Annotated in this window: 13 protein-coding genes; 5 read left to right on the top strand and 8 right to left on the bottom strand. The window is 75.2% G+C overall.

The window, feature by feature from the left end; genetic code table 11:
• Window positions 1-196: 196 nt before the first annotated feature.
• Window positions 197-1,870: a sigma-70 family RNA polymerase sigma factor gene (locus BLU95_RS35325; RefSeq protein WP_093863565.1), complete on the top strand. Its 1,674-nt coding sequence runs from the start codon at window positions 197-199 to the stop codon at window positions 1,868-1,870.
• A 58-nt stretch (window positions 1,871-1,928) separates the two neighbouring features.
• Here the strand turns inward: BLU95_RS35325 and BLU95_RS35330 are convergent, their stop codons facing one another.
• The 4 genes from BLU95_RS35330 to BLU95_RS35345 form a co-directional block, all read right to left on the bottom strand.
• The gene (locus tag BLU95_RS35330) at window positions 1,929-2,177 is read right to left on the bottom strand and encodes a hypothetical protein (protein ID WP_093863566.1); all 249 of its coding nucleotides are present in this window, start codon (window positions 2,175-2,177) and stop codon (window positions 1,929-1,931) included.
• Window positions 2,178-2,207: 30 nt separating this feature from the next.
• Window positions 2,208-3,203: a hypothetical protein gene (locus BLU95_RS35335; protein ID WP_093863567.1), complete on the bottom strand. Its 996-nt coding sequence runs from the start codon at window positions 3,201-3,203 to the stop codon at window positions 2,208-2,210.
• On the bottom strand, window positions 3,190-3,711 hold the full coding sequence (locus BLU95_RS35340) for a SigE family RNA polymerase sigma factor (protein WP_093863568.1): 522 nt from the start codon (window positions 3,709-3,711) through the stop codon (window positions 3,190-3,192). Before BLU95_RS35340 ends, BLU95_RS35335 begins: the two co-directional genes overlap by 14 nt.
• 552 nt (window positions 3,712-4,263) lie before the next feature.
• Window positions 4,264-5,865 carry a M1 family aminopeptidase gene (locus BLU95_RS35345; RefSeq protein WP_231978045.1) on the bottom strand — a complete coding sequence of 534 codons (1,602 nt, stop codon included), beginning with the start codon at window positions 5,863-5,865 and terminating at the stop codon, window positions 4,264-4,266.
• Between the two features lie 505 nt (window positions 5,866-6,370).
• Between BLU95_RS35345 and BLU95_RS35350 the strand changes: the two genes are divergently transcribed.
• Window positions 6,371-7,258 (top strand): carbohydrate kinase family protein, encoded by an 888-nt coding sequence (locus tag BLU95_RS35350; protein ID WP_093863569.1) that lies wholly within the window; start codon window positions 6,371-6,373, stop codon window positions 7,256-7,258.
• Window positions 7,259-7,904: 646 nt separating this feature from the next.
• Here the strand turns inward: BLU95_RS35350 and BLU95_RS35355 are convergent.
• From BLU95_RS35355 to BLU95_RS35365, 3 genes are all read right to left on the bottom strand, one after another.
• Window positions 7,905-8,462, bottom strand: a complete 558-nt coding sequence (locus BLU95_RS35355) for a YciI family protein (RefSeq protein WP_093863570.1) — start codon at window positions 8,460-8,462, stop codon at window positions 7,905-7,907.
• A 145-nt stretch (window positions 8,463-8,607) separates the two neighbouring features.
• On the bottom strand, window positions 8,608-9,210 hold the full coding sequence (locus tag BLU95_RS35360) for a 2'-5' RNA ligase family protein (RefSeq protein WP_093863571.1): 603 nt from the start codon (window positions 9,208-9,210) through the stop codon (window positions 8,608-8,610).
• Window positions 9,197-9,781 (bottom strand): GNAT family N-acetyltransferase, encoded by a 585-nt coding sequence (locus BLU95_RS35365; RefSeq protein WP_093863572.1) that lies wholly within the window; start codon window positions 9,779-9,781, stop codon window positions 9,197-9,199. The genes BLU95_RS35360 and BLU95_RS35365 overlap by 14 nt, the downstream gene beginning before the upstream one ends.
• A 288-nt stretch (window positions 9,782-10,069) precedes the next feature.
• Here BLU95_RS35365 and BLU95_RS35370 point away from each other — a divergent pair, with 288 nt between their 5' ends.
• A complete protein-coding gene (locus tag BLU95_RS35370) occupies window positions 10,070-10,951 on the top strand; it encodes a polysaccharide deacetylase family protein (protein ID WP_231978046.1) in 882 nt (293 codons plus the stop codon).
• A gap of 87 nt (window positions 10,952-11,038) precedes the next feature.
• Here BLU95_RS35370 and BLU95_RS35375 read toward each other — a convergent pair whose 3' ends face one another.
• Window positions 11,039-11,476, bottom strand: a complete 438-nt coding sequence (locus BLU95_RS35375; protein ID WP_093865369.1) for a YchJ family protein — start codon at window positions 11,474-11,476, stop codon at window positions 11,039-11,041.
• A 225-nt stretch (window positions 11,477-11,701) separates the two neighbouring features.
• Here BLU95_RS35375 and BLU95_RS35380 point away from each other — a divergent pair, with 225 nt between their 5' ends.
• Together BLU95_RS35380 and BLU95_RS35385 are read left to right on the top strand one after the other, a co-directional pair.
• Window positions 11,702-12,541: a DUF4328 domain-containing protein gene (locus BLU95_RS35380; protein ID WP_159425124.1), complete on the top strand. Its 840-nt coding sequence runs from the start codon at window positions 11,702-11,704 to the stop codon at window positions 12,539-12,541.
• Window positions 12,542-13,434: 893 nt separating this feature from the next.
• Entirely contained in the window at window positions 13,435-18,447 is a 5,013-nt protein-coding gene (locus BLU95_RS35385) for a non-ribosomal peptide synthetase (RefSeq protein WP_093863575.1), read from the top strand.
• Window positions 18,448-18,510: the final 63 nt, after the last annotated feature.

The following is an 18,510-nucleotide window of genomic DNA, read 5'->3' on the forward strand; positions in this document are numbered from 1 at the left end:
ACCCTCCCCAGCGCATGACCCTCCCGAGCGTGCCACCTTGCCGAGGAACCACCGTTCGGGCCCGCACGGGCCCGGCCGGTGGCCTCGCGGTTCGCCGATTTTCCGAATCCGCGCAAATTGTTGTTATCTGAGCACTCCCCAACGGTCTCCGAGGAGGCAGTGGCGGACGGACGACAGCCGGACGGAGTGCGGACCCATGAACGTTGACGTGCAGAGCAGGGCCGGGACGACCCTCGTGCGCGCGGCCCAGGCGGGCGACCCGCAGGCGCGCGAGGCACTGGTCGCGGCCTGGTTCCCGTTGGTCTACAACGTGGCCGGCCGGGCGTTGAACGGTCACGCCGACGTGGACGACATCGCGCAGGAGACCATGATCCGGGCCCTCGACGGTCTGGAGGGGCTGCGCGACCCGGGGGCGTTCCGGTCCTGGCTGGTCGCGATCACCATGAACCAGGTCCGCAACCGGTCGACCGGCCAGCAGCAGGCGGCCGTCGGCGGCCTGGACGAGAGCTGGGAGGTGGCCGACCCGCGCGCGGACTTCACCGACCTGACCATTCTCCGGCTCGGCCTCTCCGGCCAGCGCCGGGAGGTCGCCGAGGCCACCCGCTGGCTGGACCCGGACGACAAGGAACTGCTCTCCCTCTGGTGGCTGGAGGCGTCGGGCGAACTCACCCGCGCCGAACTCGCCGAGGCGCTCGACCTGACGCCGCAGCACACCGCCGTCCGCGTCCAGCGGATGAAGAAGCAGCTGGAGGCCGGCCGGGTGGTGGTCCGGGCGCTCACCGCCTACCCCCGCTGCCCGGAGCTCGCCGAGGTGATGACCGGCTGGGACGGCACGCCGAACTCGGTCTGGCGCAAGCGAATAGCCCGGCACATCCGCGGCTGCCAGGCCTGTGACGGCCTGGGGCGCGACCTGTTCCCGGCGGAGGGGCTGCTCGCCGGACTGGCGCTGGTCCCGGTCCCGATGGACGCGCCCAGCGGGCTCGCGTTCCACGCCGCCGGAGCCACGGCCGGGACGCCGGGCGCCGGCTCCGGCGGCGTCCCGGGCGACGGCGGCGCGGCCGGAGGGTCCGCCGGCGCCGGTACCGGCGGTGCTCCGCCCACCGGTACGTCGCCCACCAGTACCGGAACCCCGCCCACCGACCCGGCCGGCGGACCGGGTGGCTGGACCGACCTGGCCCGCCGCAAGAGCGTGCTGGCGGGCGGGACGGCGGTGGTGCTCGCGGCGGCGACGCTCGCGATGGTCTGGCCCCAGCCCACGCAGCCGACCGGGCCGGCGCCGGAACCGACCACCCCGGCCAGCGCCCCGGACGCCCCGGTGCCGCCCGTCGCGACGGCCGTCGAACCGACCGTCGTACCGACGCCGGAGGCGGCGCCGCCCGCGCCGGTCACGGTCGCCCCGGTCGAGGTGCCGCCCGTGCCGAGCAGCCCCCCGGTGGTCACCCCGACCGCGACCCCGGCCACCGCCCGGCCGACCACGACCCCGCCGAACCTGGAGCGGCAGCTGGTCGACCTGGTGAACGCGGAGCGCGGCCGACGCGGCTGCGCCCCACTGCGGATCGACCCGAAGCTGCACGCGGCCGCCCAGAAACACTCCGAGGACATGGTCGCCCGGAACTTCTTCGACCACCTCACCCCCGACGGCACCCGGGCCGACGCCCGGCTCAACGCGGTCGGCTACCGCTGGTCGCAGTGGGGCGAGAACCTCGACCGCGGCCCGAGCGCCCCGGCGGTGGTCTTCACCCGCTGGATGGACGGCGGCATCCACCAGTCCAACATGCTGGACTGCGCGTTCAAGGACGTCGGCATCGGTGTGGCCACCGGCCCGGCCGGGCTCTACTGGACCCAGGACCTGGGCGCCCCGCTCGGCTGACGGTGCCGGGAGGCACGCCGGGCCGGAACCGTGCGTGTCGCCGGAACCGTGCGTGCCGTCAGGACGGGAGGCCGATCAGGCCCGGGGCCTCGCCCGTGACATGGTCGGTCGCCCGGCCGACCACGCCGCCGGCGTCGCCGACCTGACCCGGCAGCGCGTCCGGGGCCGAGGCGAGGGGCCCGCCCTGGAGCGGTCCGGTCAGGTCGCCCTGGCCGCCGAGGGCGGCGGCGTGGGCGCTGGGGGCGGTCAGGGAGGCGACGACGCCGACGGCGAGCGAGGCGACGGCCAGCATGCTGCGCTTCTTCATGCCCCGTTCAACGACGCTCCGCCACCCGGGTTACGGGAGCGGGTCGCCCGCCGGGCCGGTCGGGCTGTCCGCGGCCGGCCCGAACAGCCGCACCGAGGAGGCCAGCCCGTACAGCGCGCTCAGGGTCGCCTGTGCCGGGAGCCGCAGACAGGCCGAGAGCTCCACGATCTCCGCCGCCTTCCCGCTCGGGGCGACCACCTGCTGCGCGACGAGCTGCTGGGTGCCGCCCTCGGCGAGGCACGCCTTGTCGGGCTCGACGGGTCGGAGCAGCGTCGAGCGCTTCGCGGCCTCGGTGGCGGCCTTCTCGTCCCGGATCACCCGGACCGAGACCATCGCCGCGTTGTCGAACAGCCCTCCCGCCGCAAGACAGACCTGCGGCCGTTCGCCGTTGCGGATCTGGCAGCCGGGCTCCCAGAACATGGGCTGGGAGGCGACGTAGCCGACGGACTCGGGGCGTCCGGGGGTGGCGAGGACGGTGAGGTCGGACCAGGCGTCCGGGACGTCCATGATCACCCCGTCCAGGGCGGTGAACCGGACCGGCCTGGACGGCGTGACCCCGTCGCCCGTCTGGTCCCCTGTCGCGCCGCCGTCGGTGCCACCGGTGGCGGCGTCGGCCGAGGCACTCACCGAGGGCTCGGGGAAGGCGGTCGGTGCGTTCGTGGGTGTCCCGGTGGATGTTCCGGCGGGCGGCATCGCGCCCGAGGCCGGTCCGGAGGCGGCCGGGCCGAGCACGGTCCCCGTCGGTCCGGGGGCGAGCGCCGGTGCGGCGGCCAGTACGGCGGCGGTCAGGCCGACCGCGAGTCCGGCCGCGAGCGCCGCCCGCCGTCGGCGCCGCCGGGCCAGGGCGGCCCGCGCCAGTACCCGCTCCATCCGGTCCGCGGGCGCGGGCAGGTGGGGCGGGGCCAGCTGGAGCAGCACCCGCAGCTCGTCCGCCACCTCGTGGTCGTCGGCCACCGCCCGGTCCAGGGCCGTCTCACGGTCGAGAGCCGCCTCGCGTTCCCACTCGGCGAAGTCATGCTCCGTCACGACGACCCCCGTCCAGCAGCAGTTCCCTGGCCGGAAGCTTGCCGCGCAGCGCCTGCAGGGCGCGGTGCGTCTGGCTCTTGACGGTGCCCGGGGTGCAGCCCAGCGCCTCGGCGGTGTCTTCCACACTGAGGTCCTCGAAGAACCTCAGCACCACCACGGCCCGCTGCCGGGCCGGAAGCGCCCGCACCGCGGCGGCGACCACCTGGCTGGTCACCACCTCGTCGAACGGGTCCGCGACCGTCGGCGGCTCCGGCAGCCGGTCGTGCGGAAGCTCGCCCTGCCAGCGGCGGCGCCACCAGGAGACGTGCGAGTTCACCAGTACCCGGCGGACGTACGCCTCGGGCCGATCGATCGAGACCTGCTCCCAGCGCGGCCAGACCTTGGCCAGCGCCGTCTGCAGCAGGTCCTCGGCCAGGTACGGGTCGCCGGTCAGCAGCCACGCCATCCTGAGCAGCCGAGGGCTGCGGGCGGCGACGAACTCCTCGAAGTCCGGTCTCGCTTCGCTCATCCCGACGCCCCCGCCATGCTGTTCCCGCCACCGTCTCCGTGATCCGCGCCGCCAGGTCGCTGGCGGCGGTCCTGCCGGTCGGCCATGGCCGCCGGATCCTCGCTCTCGTTCTCACGGCTGCTGAACGCGCTGGGGTCGGCGCCGGGTTGCCTGTCCGACCGGTCTATTTTCGCGGGTGGCCAGGTCGGGGCCCGCGGCGGGGTCGGTTCTGGCGGTCCCCCGGCAGTCCCTTGCGGCCCGTGGCGGCCCTGCCGGCGCGGTGCGGGTGGGGCACGGGGCGGGGGAGCGCACGAAGAGGCGCGAAGCCGCTCCGGGCGGGCGCGAACGCTGGACGGCCCGCGAGCCGGCCGGGACTCGGCCGGGCGGCGAGCGGGCCGTGGTCACCACGATCCGCCCGCCACCGCGACCCGCCAAGGGCGCGCGAACGGCGCCCGGGCGCACCGGCCGGGCGCGCCGGGTGAGGCCCGGCTCCGGCCCCGCGCCGGTCCGCTCTCCGCCCGTGGCCGGTCCGCCGCCCGTCCGTGGCCGTTCCGCCGGCGGGGCCGGCCGCGGTCAGAGCGTCCCCGAGCCCTTCGGCGCACCTCCGGCCCGCCGTGCCGCACCCGGATCGACCGGATCCACCGTCCAGTCGGGGTGCCCCGGCATGGGCGGGGTCCGCTCGCCGTAGAGCCAGTCGCGCAGGAAGCCGCCCAGGGACTGCCCGGAGACCTCGTCCGCCGTGCGCAGGAAGTCCGCGGTGGTGGCGGTGCCGTTCCGGTGGCGCCGCAGGAAGGCCCGCTCGATCCGGTCGAACATCTCGGGCCCGACCCGCTCCCGCAGCGCGAACAGCACCAGCGCGCCGCCGGTGTACCGCTGGCTGTCGAACAGCGTCGCGGCGGTCGGTGCGGCCACCGGCCCGGAGTCGTGGCGCCACTGGTCGCCCTGGGCGTAGAGGCTCCGCATCCGGTCGGTGAGGGTGGTGAAGCCGCCGGAGTCCGGCCAGCCGCGCTCGTAGCGGTACATCAGACCGTAGAAGTCGGCGTGGCCCTCGTTCAGCCACAGATCGGCCCAGGTGCCCGGGGTGACGCTGTTCCCGAACCACGAGTGGACCAGCTCGTGCATCATGTGCGAGCCGATCTGCCGCTCCGGCTGGCGCAGGAAGTTCGGCTTGTAGAGCGTGAGCGTCTGCGTCTCCAGTCCGGTGAAGTCGAACGCCGCCGGATCGTCGGTGTCGGCCGGCAGCAGCCCGTACGTCTCGAACGGGAACGCGCCGAGGTGCCGCTCGGCCCAGTCCAGCTGGGCGGGCGTCAGGGCGAGCGCGGGCTCCAGGTCGGCGGCCCGCGCGGCGGGCACGACATCGCGCAGCGGCAGCCCGTCCGGGCCCTGGCGTTCACGGACCGTGTAGCGGCCGACGGAGGCCTGGAGCAGCTCGGTCGCCATCGGCTCGCGCGACCGGTAGCGCCGGGTGGTGGTGCCGTCGGAGTGCGGCTCGGTGGCGACCGGCTGACCGTTGGCCACCCCGTACAGCTCGTCCGGCGCGGTGATCGCGACGCTGAAGCGGGCCTTGTCGCCAGGCCGGTCGTTGCACGGGAACACGGTGTGCGCGCCGTCGGGCTGGCCGGCCACCGCGAAGCCGTCCGGCGTCACCACCCAGCCCGTGTGCGGCAGCGCGGCCCGCGGGTCGGCGGTGTACTCGACCTCGACCCGCAGCACGGCCCCGGCGCGGACCGGCCGCGCCGGGACCACGGTCAGCTTCTCGTCGTGCGTCCGGAAGCCGGCCGGCCGCCCGTCGACCCGGACGGCGTGCACGTCCAGGCCGAGCGCGTCCAGCTCCAGGCTCGGCAGCGCGGTGCGGGCCCGGGCGGTCATCGCCGTAGTGGCGTCGACCGTCCTGGTCGCGGGGCGGTAGGTGAAGGCGAGGTCGTAGGACTGGGCGTCGTAGTCGGTGGTGCCGAGGGCGGGGAAGACCGGGTCCGCGGCCGGCGGCGGGCCCGCGCCCGCGCTGTCCGTGCCCGGGCTGTCCGCGCCCGGGCTGTCCGTGGCCGGGGTGCCCGCGCTCGGGCTGTCCGTGGCCGGGGTGCCCGCAGCCGGGCTGCCCGCGGCCGCCGGGGCCAGACCGAGCGGTACCGCCGCGAGCGCGAGCGCGGCGGCGAGGACGGAACGGTGCCAGGACAAGGTGATCACCTCTCTCGTGTCGGACGGTCCCGCGCCGATCGGGGCGGGCCGCTTCCGGTGAGCGATCTTCTGGGCACGGAACGTAGCAGAGCCCTCCGACAACGCCCACCCCTCCGCTCCCGGCCCGCACGAACCGCCCCGGACCCGTCGGCCCCGACCCGGGCGACACGCGGCCGTCCCCCGGACGGACCACCATGGTGGCCGAGCGGCTGCGCAGTGTCATACCTTCGAAGAGTTCCGCCCCCTGACGGGCGGGACCACGGCCGTCGGAGAACCTGGCCAGGTCCGGCGGCCGTACTCGTGCCCGCGTGCGGAGCCGGCGCCCCCGCGTCCGCTCCGCACGCGCGCGGCGTCCCGCGCCGCCCGCACTGCTCGTCGTGCACTGCTTCTCGTGCGCTCCTTCTCGTGCATTGCTTCTAGCGCTTCGTCGGCCACCTCGTAGGCTGGGCAGCCGCGTCGGCCGCCCGCAGCCCCGCCGGCGCACCGGACCGGCAGGAGCAGCCCCGTGACCAGCCCGCACTTCGTGGTGATCGGCGAGTGCGTCGCCGACGTCGTCCGCACGGACGGCGCGCCCGATGTCGTCCACCCCGGCGGGAGCCCGGCCAACGTCGCCTACGGGCTGGGCCGGCTGGGCGAGCCCGTCGCCCTGCTCACCCAGCTCGCCGACGACCGGTACGGCCGACTGATCCGCGCGCACCTGGAGTCCGCCGGTGTGACCCTGTTGTCCCCGGCGGCCAGCGGGGACGCTCCGCGCACCCCCTCGGCGGTCGTGCGGCTGGACGAGCAGGGGCGGGCCCAGTACGCCTTCGACATCGGCTGGACCCTCCCGCCGGTCGAACTGCCGTGTTCCCCGCGGCACCTGCACATCGGTTCGATCGCCGCCGTCACCGCGCCGGGGGCGGCGGCCGTGCTCGCCCTGGTCGAGCGGTGGAGCGGCCGGGCCGGTGTGAGCTACGACCCCAATGTGCGGCCCGCGTTGATGGGCGAGCACGACGAAGCCGTCCGCCGGGTGGAGCGCTGCGTGGCGCTCAGCGATCTGGTCAAGGCCAGCGACGAGGATCTCGACTGGCTCTACCCGGGCCGGGATCCGGAGGAGGTGGCCCGGCACTGGCTCGGCCTCGGCCCGGCCACCGTCGCGGTCACCCGCGGGCCGGCCGGGGCCTTCGCGCTCACCGCCGACGGTCGCCGGGTCGAGGCGCCCGCCCGCACCGTCGAGGTCGCCGACACGGTCGGCGCGGGCGACGCCTTCACCGCCGCGCTCCTGCACGCCCGCCGCACCGGCGCGGGCCTCGACGCCGCCCTGGCCTGTGCCACGGCCGCCGCCACCCTGACCGTCACCCGCCCCGGCGCGACGCCGCCCGATGCGGCCGAACTGGCTTCGGCTCTCGCCTGAGACGTTATTGGCAAACTGACCAATAGTGAAAGTATTGGGCAATTGACCAATAGGATACGTATTGGTTGAGTGTCCAATAGCGTCCTGTTGGGTGCTTGCCCAACAATTGGGCTGAGCCACAGGCAGGGATCCCCCCGGCGTGGTGCTTGCAGCGATCGCGGTCCTGGTGCAGCTGTGCGGCTGCGCGGCCGTGGGCGTGAGCCGGCCCCGCTGCACGGTGTCGGTCCGCCCGGTCCGCCCGGTCCGCCCGGTCCGCCCGGATCGTTCGGATCGTTCGGAGCCTGGGCCGACGGGCGCGGCCATGGGACGCGGAGGGCGAGGGGGCGGAACCTGCCGGGCCGGGCGGCCGAAAGCCGGAACGGGCCCGAGCCCGGTCAATCGTGCTCGACCGTGCTCGACCGTGCTCGACCGTGCTCGAAGCACCGTGTGAGCACCGACGGCCGCGGTTCTCCGCGAGCCGTCCCCCTGACCGGCGGCGACCGCGACGGCCCCTGCGGCCCAGGGCCCCGGGCCCCCGGGGCCCCAGGAGCCGTCCTGATCGCCGCAGTGGTGCGTTCACCGGGAGGGTTGTTGGCCGCCGAAGGTCACGTTCGCGGTGGTCGTGCGGCATGTCGGTACGGGAGCGATCAACAGCGCTTCTCGGGCTTCAGGACGGCCGCCCGCCGAACTGCCAGTCGTGCACCTCGACGGCGGCGTACCGGTCCGGAGGCAGGACGGCGCGCGCTGTCTGCGGGTCCGGCGCGCGGAGCAGCGCCGCGGTGCCCAGCCAGGTCGCGCCGCTGTCGGAGAGCAGCGGCCCGTAGGCGATCAGCTCGTCAGGGTCGGGCGGTGCCACGAGGTCGGTGTCGTGTCCGGTGCCGAGGCCGAGCACCAGATACCGGTTCCCGCCGGTCCGGCCACCGGGGAAGTCCCACATGGTGCGCCCCAGGACGTTGCGCCATCGCCGTACCAGCACGTCCCGGTACATGCCGGCCTGGTAGCCGGGTTCGTCGAAGGCGAACGCGCGGGCGGCGGCAGGATCCGGCAGGTCGACGATGTGGACGCTGCCGGTGGCGGTCGCAGTGTCGCCGTCGCCGGAGAGGGTCGGGCCGCGGGCGATCATCTCTGTCGCGTACCGGTCCATGTAGGACCAGTGCTCCTCCCGCAGTTCCTCGCGCAGGCCCTCGGAGCCGGGCCGATCGCGGTGGTGGACGAAGAACTCCATGTCCGCAGGATCTCCTCGACGGGGTGGCCCGGTCGAGCGGTTTACCGATGCCGGGATCGCTGGGCGGACGACGGGCGCTGGGCCGCCCGCGGTCCGGAGGACGGTGCTGGGATCGCGGCGGTCGCGGACGCGGCCGCGGAGCGCGTCAGTCCGGGGTGCCGTCGTGGGCGCGGCCAGGGGTGTTGGCGACCGCGCCGTCAACCGCGCCGTCGACCGCGCCGTCGACCGCGCCCAGGGGGCGGGTCAGCTGGGTCCCGGAGTCGAAGCTGCGGGCGGCCGTGAAGGTTCCGGTGAGGTCCGGGTGGCGGCCGAGGGCGGCGTGGGCGAGGGAGACGTCCTCCGGGGTGAGGCGGCGGGTGAGGCCGAGGTGCGGGGACCACCGGCCGGGGACGTAGTGGGCGGACGGTTCCTCGGCGCCGTCCAGGACCTCCCAGACACGTCGGTGGAGCTGCACCAGCTCGAGCGTGGGGACGATCGACCAGCTGAGCACCCGGCGTCGGCTGCGGGCCGCGAAGGACAGCAGGCCGGTCAGCCGGACGGTCAACGGCAGTGCCTCGGCGAGGAGTTCGTCGAGCCGATCGGCGGCACCGGCGGGCATCCGGGCGCAGGCGGCCAGGGTGAGATGAGGCCGGTGCCCCTGGTGCTGGTTGTGGGCGAGACTGTCCACCCCCGCGTCCGCGAGCCGCTGCCACACGGTGCGCACGGCGTGGTCGAACGGCGGGTCGCAGAGCAGCTCAACCGTCTGCACGGGCCCCGCCCGGTCGGTGCGCCGGCGCGAGGTCCTTGCCGTACCAGATCTCGGCGTACGGGCTGTTGCCGTAGGCGGGTATCTCGCGGTAGCCGTGCCGGGTGTAGAGCGCGCGGGCCTCCACCAGGTCGAGCCGGGTGTCCAGGACGATCCGGTGGGCTCCGAGGGACCGTGCCGCCTCCTCGACGGCGCCGAGCAGCCGGGCGCCGCCCCCGGTGCCGCGCCGGGACGGTCGGACGTACACCCGGGTCAGCTCGACGGTCGTGGCGTCGAGCACCCGCAGACCGGCGCAGGAATCGGCCTCGCCCGCGTACCGGCCGAGCAGGAAGAGCCCGGTGGGCGGGGCGAGGTGGTCGCTGGGGGTGTCGGCGAGGCCGGTCTCGATCTCCTCGGCCGTGCCGTCCCGGTCGAAGTGGAGCCGGTAGTAGCGGTTGGCGACGTCGACGAAGTACTCGCGCAGCAGCACCAGGGACTCGGCGGATCCGGGATCGGCGGGTGCGACCGCCCAGGAGTCCCCGGTGCCGTGTTCGGTGCTCGTCGTGCTCGTCGTGCTCGTCGTGCTCGTCGTCATGGGCGCATTATCGGGCGCCGTGCGCGCCGGGCGCCAACCCTTTTCGATCACCGACGGGACCGTAGCCGCAGGTCGGGAGCGTGGTCCGGGGTGGGCCGGGTGGGTGACGGGTGGATTGGGTGCCCGGCGTGGCGGGGGAGCAGTGAAATCATGGACAGACCATCAGATAATCGCATTAATCGGGGGTTGACGGAGCCTCGGCGCGGACGGGGGCGGCACGGACTGGTCGCGGCGGTGTGCCTGGTGGCCGCGGTCGCGGGGTGCGGAGGTTCGGCCGGGGGTGGCGCGGTGCCGTCGACCGCACGGGCCGGTGCGAGTGCGGCGACCGACCGGGGCGTGCCCCGGCCCCCGGCCGTACCGGCGGCAGCGGCCGCCCCGGTGGTGCCGGCGGTCCTCCCGGGACCGGCCAGGGCGGAGGAGGAGACCAGCGGCGCGGCGGTGGCCCGTCGGGCCGAGGCCGCCCGGGCGGCGCTGGACACCGCCCGCCGCTGGGGCCTGGCCCGGCTTCCGCTGCCGGCCCCGCAGCCCCCGGCCGGGCGGCCCGAGCTGCGCGCCGCGCAGGGCGTCAAGCTCGCGGACGGGCTGCCGCCGGTGGTCTACCGGGTGCCCACCGACCAGCCGATCGTCTTCCTGACGGTGGACGACGGCGCCGAGAAGGACCCGGAGTTCAGCCGGATGGCAGCCGAGCTCGGCATCCCGCTGTCCACCTTCGTCGCGGACTACCTGGCCCGTTCCGACTACGGCTACTTCCGCCAGCTGTCCGAGCAGGGCGACGCGGTGAACAACCACACCATCAACCACCGCAACCTCAAGGTCCTCGACTACGCGACCCAGCGCGACGAGATCTGCCGCCAGCAGGACCAGCTGGAGGGGCAGATCGGCACCCGTCCCCGGCTCTTCCGGCCGCCCTACGGCGAGTACAACGCGGACACCCTGCGGGCCGCCGGTTCCTGCGGCATCGAGGCGGTGCCGCTGTGGAACGAGGAGGCGTTCCCGGACCGGATGGAGTACCGCTACGAGGACCAGCAGCTCCACCCGGGCGACATCATCCTGACCCACTTCCGCGGCACCGACCTGTGGCCGGGGTCCATGCCCGACCTGCTGCGCAAGGTGGTCGACGAGGTCACCGCGCAGGGCTTCGCCCTCGCCCGGCTGGACGACTACCTGTAGCCGGGTGCAAGGGTGCACGGGCGGGCGGCCCTGGGGGCCGCACGTCCGCCCGCCCGCCCGCACGTCCGCGCGCGGATCGGCCCCGGCTCAGTCGAGCGAGAGCGCGTCCAGGTACACCCAGGCACCCTCGTGCCGCACGAACCGGCTGTGCTCGGTGAGGACGCCCTCCTCCCGCCCCTCCGTGAAGTGGGCGCGGAAGGCCACCGTGCCCTCGGCGTGGAACGCCCCGCCCTCGCCCGTGGACAGCACCTCCAGCCGCACCCAGCGCAGCCCGGGGTCGAAGTCCACGCTCTCCGGCCGGGTGTCCGGGTGCCAGGTGCGCAGCAGATAGGCCTCGTCGCGGGCGGCGAAGGCGCTGTAGCGCGAGCGCATCAGCGCCTCGGCGGTGGTGGCGGCGAGCTGCCCCCGGTGCAGTCGGCCGCAGCACTCGGCGTAGCTGCCGGGCAGGCCGCAGGGGCAGGGGGAGGAGGGGAGCAGGCGCGGCGCGGGCGTGCTGGCGCGGGGCGCGGAACGACGTCGGGACATGCGCTCCATTCTGGCCCCTCCGCGTGATGCCTGCGGCCCGGACCCGAAGACTGGGCGCGGAACCGGGCAAAGGCCGCGATATCACCTCTGACCTGCGTCGATGCCGGAATTGAAGTGGCGGAGCGGCCCGCGCGGACCTTAGAGTCGGCCCGCTCGCGGGCGGTCCGCGGCGGTGACGGGGCGGGCGGAGACCGGCCCTGGTGCGTCCCTGGTGCTGTGTGGGGAGTGGTTCCGGTGCTGTGCGTGGTCTGCGGGGCTCGGCCGGTGATGGGGGACGGCGGGCGGTGCTACGCCTGCGCGGAGGCCGCGTCGCACTGGCCGCGGGACTTCCGGTCGCCCAAGGTCGCGGCGGTGGTGGCCGTCGTGCTGCTGGTACTGAGCGGTCTGCTGGCGGCGGGCGTGCTGGTCGCCGATGTCCTCGGCGTGCGGGCGGTCGGCCTGGTACTGGCGGACGCCGACGACGTCGAGGGGTACGACCTGCTGGACTCCCTGGCCGCGTTGGAGACCGCGACGAACGGTGCGTCGCTGTTCCTGCTGCTGGTGACGGCGGTGTCCTTCGTCGTCTGGTTCCGCCGGATCCGGGCGAACGCGGACCTGTTCGTGCCGAACGGGCACCGGCTCGGGTCGGGCTGGGCGATCGGGGCGTGGTTCACGCCCCTGGTCGGGCTCTGGTTCCCGTGGCAGCTGGTGGTGGACTGCTGGCTGGCCAGCGGCCCGGTCGACCCGGAGGGGCGGCGGCGGACCGTGTCGCACTGGCTGGTGTCGGCGTGGTGGACGACCTGGACCGGCTCGCTGCTGGCCCCGCGGATCGCCCGCGCCCTGGTCCGGACGGGGCCGGGGGTCGACGAGGAGGACCTGCGGCTGGAAGCCGTGCGGACGGCGCTGCAGGTCGAGGTCGTCGGGAACGCGCTGCGGGTGGCGGCGGCGGTGCTGGCGGTCCTGGTGGTCTGGCGGCTGACGGAGATGCAGATCGCGCGGGCGGCCGTGGCGCGGCGCCCGGGGGCCCGGCCGGTGCCGCCCCAGGAGCCCTTCGGGACGCGGCCCGTGTCGGGTGCCGTGAGCTGACCGCGCTTCCTCTCCTCGTACGCCGGGCCGGGAGGTGTCCACCGACACCTCCCGGCCCGGCGTTCGTGCGTCCCGGCACGTCCCGCTGCGCCCGGCGCCGCTCCGGCGGCGAGTCCCAAGGCTCGCCGGCGCCGCTCCGGCACCGTTCCAGCGGCGAGTCCGGAGCTGTACCCGGCGTCGGGTCCAGCGGGCCGTGACCGCAACCACGACCACGACCGTGACCGCAACCACGACCGCAACCACGACCACGACCACGACCACGACCACGACCGCGACCACGACCGCGACCGCGACCGCGACCGCGACCGGGACCGGAGCCGGGACCGCGACGTGACCGCCGTCCCGGGCGTCCGGGACGCCGGGCGGCGGAGTGTGGGTGGGAGCCCGGTGTGTGCCGGGCGGCCGAGCCGTCGGCGGAAATCCCCGGAGCCCCCGTGAATGCACACTGTTTGCACACAGATCCGCGACCGGTGCCCCCGCGTCCGCCGCCTCGGCCGGTCGCTGTCCGAACGGGTCGGGCGAGTGCGCGGCCGAAGGGTTCGGGAGCCGTACTCTCGGCCAGATCTTGACTGCCCACGGACAAGAATGAGTCCGGAAATCTGCTTGCGGTGCCAGCGGGGCGCAAGTGTGCCCCAACTGACGAACCGTCGGCGAAACGCTATCGGTACGGACCGGCGCTGCCAAGGGGGCTGTCAATCCGTGTGATATCGCCGACGAACCGTCAGATTCCGGCCCCGCTGACCAGCCCGGGAGAGGTGATCTTTCCGGCATATCGAACGAGTGACGGAAATGTGCTGGTGATTCGTAGATCTTTACCCCACCATCTCCGAGGGCACACCGCCCATTTCTCGCCGACCACAAGTCGATGCAGCAGCACCCTCGGGAGAGAAGCGATGAGTTCGACGGGACTTACCCCACTGGATCCGGCGGCACCACTGGCCGAACTGGTGGCCGCGCAGGTCAGACGAACCCCGGACGCCACGGCCGTGATCGACGGCACACGCCGGCTGACCTACCGTGAACTGGACGCCGCGGCAGCCGCGGTGGCGGGCCGGCTGGCCGCCGTCGGTGTCCGGGCCGAGACCCTGGTCGGCGTATGCCTGCCGCGCACGGCCGACCTCGTGGTCGGCCTGCTGGCGGTGCTGCGGGCCGGCGGGGCCTACGTGCCGCTCGACCCGGCCTACCCGCGCGACCGCCTCGAACTGGTCGTCGGTGACGCACAGGCCCCCGTCGTGCTCACCGACCGCGCCCACGAGCACCTGCTGAACGGGGCCGGCGCCACCCTCCTGCACGTCGACGGGGACGGCCCGGCCGCCCCGCTCGACCCGGCCGCCGCGCGCCCCACCACCGGCGACGCGACCACCGACGCACTGGCCTACGTCCTCTACACCTCCGGCTCCACCGGCCGCCCCAAGGGCGTCTCGGTCACCCAGCGCGGCGTCAACGCCATGCTCCGCTGGGCCGCCGACACCTACACCGCCGCCGACCTCGCCGGAGTGCTGTTCGGCACCTCCGTGTGCTTCGACATCTCGGTGTACGAGCTGTTCCTCCCGCTCTCCGTCGGCGGCACGATCGTGGTCGCCGAGAACGTCCTCGCCCTCCCGGAGCTGCCCGCCCGGGACGAGGTCACCCTGGTCAACACCGTGCCCAGCGCGATGGCCGCGCTGCTGCGCGGCGACGGCACCGGCGCCGCCGACGGACTGCCGGCCGGCGTGCGCGTGGTCAACCTGGCCGGCGAGGCCCTGCCCCGCCACCTCGCGGACCGGGTCCACGCCCAGCCCGGCGTCGAGCGCCTCTACAACCTGTACGGGCCGACCGAGGACACCGTCTACTCCACCTGGTCGCTGGTCGCCCGCGGCGGAACCGGCGAACCGGTCATCGGCCGTCCGCTCGCCGGCACCCTCGACCACGTGCTCGACGAGCACCGGATACCCGTGCCGGACGGCGGCATCGGCGAGCTGTACCTCTCCGGTGAGGGCCTGGCCCGCGGCTACCACGGACGCCCCGACCTCACCGAGGAGCGTTTCGTCCACGTCGACGGCCTGCGCTGCTACCGCACCGGGGACCTGGTCCGCCGACTGCCCGACGGCGACCTGGAGTACCACGGGCGGGTCGACCACCAGGTGAAGGTCCGCGGCTTCCGGGTCGAACTCGGCGAGATCGAGGCGGTGCTCGCCACCCACCCCGCGGTCGAGGCCGCCGCCGCCGTCGTCCAGCGCGACGAGGCCGGCGACTACCTGGCCGCCTTCGTCCAGCCCGCCCCCGGCGTCGCCGGACCGACGCCCGCCGAACTGCGCGCCCACTGCGCCGCCGCCCTGCCCGGCTACATGGTGCCGCTGGCCGTCGCCGTACTGGCGGAACTGCCGCTCACCCCCAACGGCAAGACCGACCGCAAGGCGCTGCCCCCGGCCGCCCGCAGCCGGGGCGGGCACGAGCTGTTCGTCGCCCCCCGCACCCCCGCCGAGATCCGGATCGCCGAACTCTGGCAGGGCCTGCTCGGCGTCCCCGAGGTCGGCGTGCACGACGTCTTCCTCGACCTCGGCGGCCACTCCCTGCTCGCGGTCGGCCTGCTGGCCCGGGTCGAGCGCGAGTTCGGCACCCGGGTGCCGCTCGCCGAGTTCTTCGCCGCTCCGACCGTCGCCGCGCTGGCCGTCCGGGCCGCCAACGGCGGCGGCGGACGCGCCTCGGTGGCACCGCCGGAGCGGGAGGCCCACCTGCCCGCCCGCGCCACCGAGTTCCAGCGCGAACTGTGGCTGCACGAGGCCGTCCAGACCGGCAGCCCGCTCTACAACGTGCCGGTGCGGATCCGCGCCGAGGGCAACCTCGACCGCGAGGCCCTCGGCCGCGCGCTCACCGAGGTCGTCCGCCGCCACGAGTCGCTGCGCACCGCCCTGTACGGCGACCCGAACCCGACCGAGAACGACGACGCCGTCGCCGACGTGCGCCCGCCGTACCCGGTCGAGGTGCCGCTGCTCGACCTGGTCGGCCCGCACGGTCAGGTGGCCGACGAGGAGGCGGTCGACGACGCGCTTCGCGTCGAGGCCGCCCGTCCGCTCGACCTCGCCGGCGGCCGGCTGCTGCGCGCCCTCGCCGTACGGACCGGCGCGGACCGCCACGAGCTGCTGATCACCGTGCACCACGCCGCGGCCGACGGCTGGGCCGCCGGGCTGCTGCTCGCCGAGGTCGCCCGCGCCCTGCGGGACGACGAACTGCCCGAGCCCGCGCTGCAGCTGTCCGACGTCGCCCGCTGGGAGCTGCGCGACGTCGAGGCCGGCCGCGAGGGCGCCGAGCGCTGGGCCGAGCACCTGCGCGGCGTCGAGGGCGACCAGCACCTGCCCGGCGACCGCCCGCGCCCCAACCCGCAGGACATCGCCGGCCGCCGCCTCGCCCGCCGCCTCGACGAGGGATTCGTCGAGGGCCTCGAGAAGTGGGCCGCGGGGGAGGGCGTCAGCCTCTACACCGTGGTGCTCGCCGCGCTCGGCGGAGTGCTGCACCGCTACACCGGCCGCACCGACGTCGCCGTGATCAGCCCCTTCGCCGTCCGCCCGGTGCCCGAGCTGGAGACCGTGATCGGCTCGCTGATCAACACCGTCCCGCTGCGCTTCGACGTGGCCGGCGCCGACACCTTCCGCGAGCTGGTCGCCCGGGTCCGCCCGGTCGTCCTGGAGGCCGCCGAGCACAGCGGTCACCCGTTCGTCGACCACGCCCGGCGCTACGGCGGTTCGCCCGGCCTCACCGCCTCGCCGATCTCCCAGGTGCTGCTGGCCGTCCAGAACCACCCGGTGGCCGGCGTCGAACTGCCCGGACTGAAGCTCACCTTCGTCGCCGAGGTGTGCAACGGCACCGCGAAGACCGACCTCTCGCTGTTCCTGGAGTTCCCGGCCGACGGCCCGCTGCTGTCCGCCGAGTACCGCACCTCCCGCTACGAGGAGCGGTCCGTGCGCGCCGCGCTCGACCACCTGGTCGCGCTGCTCTCCGCCGCCGTCGCCGAACCCGACCGCCCGCTCGGCGAGCTGGCCATGCTCTCCGCCGCCGAACTCGCGGCCGACGAGCCGGTCGACCGCACCGGGGCGCCGTTCCCCGACGCCCCGCTGCACCGGCTGGTCGCCGACCGGGCCGCGCTCGCCCCGGACGCGCCCGCCGTGTCCGCCGCCGACGGCACCCTCGACTACGCCGGACTCCTCGACACCGCCGACCGGCTGGCCCACCTGCTGGCCGCCCGCGGTGCGGGACCCGGCCACCTCGTCGCCGTTGCGGTGCGACGGGGCCGGCTGCTGCCCGCCGCCCTGCTCGGCGTGCTGCGCAGCGGCGCCGCCTACCTGCCGCTCGACATCGACCAGCCGCTCGCCCGCAACCGGGGCGTGCTCGACGACGCCGGTGTCACCCTGGTGGTCGCCGAGACCGCCACCGCCGGCCACGAACTGCTGCACGGCCGGGAGACCGTCCTGGTGGACGGCCCCGCGCACGCCGCCGCCCCGGCCCGGGCGCCGGAGGTCACGGTCGGCCCGGAGGACCCGGCCTACCTGCTGTACACCTCCGGCTCCACCGGCCGCCCCAAGGGCGTCGCCGTGCCGCACCGGGCGATCGTCAACTTCCTCACCTCGATGGGCCGCGAACCCGGCCTCACCGGGCGGGACGTGATGGCCGCCGTCACCACCGTGACCTTCGACATCGCGGGCCTGGAGCTGTGGCTGCCGCTGGTCACCGGTGCCCGGGTGGAGATCGCCGACCGGGCCACCGCCACCGACGGGGCCGCGCTCGGCGCCTGGGTGGAGAAGCAGGGCGTGACCCATCTCCAGGCCACCCCCGCGACCTGGCGGATGCTGCTGGAGGCCGACTGGGCCGGACGCCCGGGACTGACCGCGCTGTGCGGGGGCGAGGCGCTCACCGCGGACCTCGCCCGCGCCCTGCTCGGCCGGGTCGACTCGCTGTGGAACCTCTACGGCCCGACCGAGACCACCGTCTGGTCCACCGTCCAGCGGGTGACCCCCGAACTCGTCGCCCACGGCGGGGTGGTGGCCCTCGGCGACCCGATCGCCAACACCCGGCTGCACCTGCTCGACCGCTCCGGCCAGCCGGTCCCGGTCAACGGCATCGGCGAACTGTGCATCGCCGGCGCGGGTGTCGCGCTCGGCTACCACGGCCGGCCCGAGCTGACCGCGGAGCGGTTCACGGCCGAACCGGGCCGTACCGACGGCGCGTTGATGTACCGCACCGGCGACCTCGCCAGTCGCCGCGCCGACGGCCGGCTGGAGTACCACGGCCGTGCCGACGCCCAGGTCAAGCTGCGGGGCTTCCGGATCGAGCTGGGCGAGATCGAGGCCGCGCTCACCGCCCTGCCGGGCGTCGTCGCGGGCGCGGCCCGGCTCGTCGGCACCCCGGCCGGACCGGTCCTGGCCGGTTACGCCGTCGCCCCGGGCCTGACCGAGGACGCGTTGCGCGGCGCGCTGACCGAGCGGCTGCCCGACTACATGGTGCCCGCCGGGCTGGTCCTGCTCGACGCGCTGCCGCTGACCCCCAGCGGCAAGGTCGACCGGGCCGCGCTGCCGGTGCCGGAGCTCGGCGGGGCCGGCGCCCCGCCCGAGGGCGACTGCGAGGAGCTGCTCGCGGACCTGTGGACCGAGGTCCTCAAGGTCGAGCGGGTCTCCCGGCACGACGACTTCTTCGCGCTCGGCGGGCACTCGCTGCTCGCCACCCGGTTGCTGGCGCGGATCCGGGACACCTTCGAGACCGAACTGCCCCTGCGCGTCGTCTTCGAGGACCGCACCCTGGCCGCCCTGGCCCGCCGGGTCGAGGAGCGGCTGCTGGAGGAGATCGACGACCTCGACGACCTCGGTGACCTGGACGCCCTCGACGGCCTCGGTGACCTGGACGGCCTCGACGAGACCGCCGGGAGCGCCCTGTGAACCGCCCCACCCACCCCGGAGCCGCCGGCGACACCGGCAGGACCGGGACCTTGGAAGCATGCC

The sequence above is a fragment of the Streptomyces sp. TLI_053 genome (genome assembly GCF_900105395.1).
GTDB lineage: Bacteria > Actinomycetota > Actinomycetes > Streptomycetales > Streptomycetaceae > Kitasatospora.